Genomic DNA, 1,596 nt, shown 5'->3' with positions numbered 1-1,596 from the left:
CTTATACTTTGATGCGATGCACCCCGGTGATGGCTCTGCTCACCTGATGTGTGCTGTAGCAGAAGAAATTTCAGAAAATATAAGTATCGTCTTAGGAAGTGTAAAGTTACCCACCGAGTCGACAGAGACTGTTGCATCCTTTATGAGGGAACTTAAGGAAAAATACGGTACTCCTTTAGCTGGTATCTGTGACATGCTCGCATCAAACTTGGCTGCTTTTCGTGAAGTATATCCCGGCGTTTTACTTCTTATTTGTCACTTCCATTTTTTGAGATCGGTCGGAAAAGATTTCTTGGAATATGAAAATACAAAATTGCAAAACATTCTTAAGCAGTATGCTATAACTAAACGACTTAATGAATTCGTAAAAAAATGCAAGGAAAGCATAGAAACTAATCAACAGCTCAAGGACTACCTGACAACATATAATGAAGAAAAGTATCAATCATTGTTTCAGACACTTCCGGGAGTTATAAAAGCATATTGCAAGGCACTGTGGATTCTTGCATATGAACAAGAATTGAATGGCTATGGATTTCCATTTGACCGGTCAAATCTTGCATATTTACAAAGAATGAAAAAAACATACGATAGTCTTAAAGAGTACTCTTTAGACTTTGAAGAGCTATCCGAACTAAAATTTCTACTGGCTTCTGTCCTGGAAGATCCCGATCTCCGCAGACAGATGACTGTTCTAGAAAAGAAAGTGGAAGATTTTGATCGTCTGCGGAACATAATGAAAATAGCACCGGTATATGGTGTAAAAGGGTTGAATGAGGATGGAGAGGAGTGCAATATGACTTTGATGGAAGATCAACTCAAAGTTTTCATTGAATCCTACGAAATAAAAAATAACGTTGACGAAGCCTACAAAAAAATGATCAAGCAGATTTTAAAATACTGGAAAATGCTCTTTTCTAAGCCTGTTGAAGCTCGACTGCCAAATGGAGAAATCGCATTCGTGTACCCACAAAGGACATCGAATTGCATGGAACGCTTATTTAGAGAATTCCAACGTTTGGAATACAAAAGGACAGGAATGGGTACACTTTGTCGCACTGTTCGAGCTATGATAGCTGAAACACCGATGATGAAAAATTTGGAATGTCCGAAATTTATGAATATTATCCTTAACGGACAACAAACCTTATCGGCTCGATTTGCGCAATTAGATATGAATCGCATTCAAAAGGAGAAAGAATCACAGATTGAAGGAAAATTGCCTAGTGGCATTAAAAAAATTTTGAAAAATCCGGATTTTTATAAGATTTTCATGAAAGCTGCTAAATTGATAGAAAAAATCGCATAAAACCCATTCATGCTCTTTATATTTTTATAGTGTACTTAAGGATTAAATTGAGATGTATTCATGAAAATTCAGGTCATTTTCATCCTTCATAGAGAGAATTTTTCGGTTAGTGTTAATAGAAGTATTTGAAAAAGTGCATAAGATTTGGTAACCGAAAACGTGAAAATGGCCAAAATCCAACTGAATTTTGCGATCATAGGGCTTCTTTGAGAATTTTTATCCCGGCTTTATGGTCTTTAGCATCCATAATCTTTTTTCGAAAGACGGGATCGGTTTCCAATTTATTT

The 1,596-nt window shown here is 36.2% G+C and carries 1 protein-coding gene; it reads left to right on the top strand.

Going from position 1 to position 1,596, the window contains the following annotated elements; translation table 11 throughout:
• Positions 1–1,309 (top strand): hypothetical protein (locus EPO09_RS21690; protein WP_290646608.1); only part of this gene is annotated, 1,309 nt, incomplete at its 5' end.
• Positions 1,310–1,596: the final 287 nt, after the last annotated feature.

It is taken from the genome of Aquabacterium sp. (genome assembly GCF_004297345.1).
Taxonomy (GTDB): Bacteria; Pseudomonadota; Gammaproteobacteria; order Burkholderiales; family Burkholderiaceae_C; genus Aquabacterium.
This window is presented reverse-complemented; position numbering and strand designations above follow the sequence as displayed.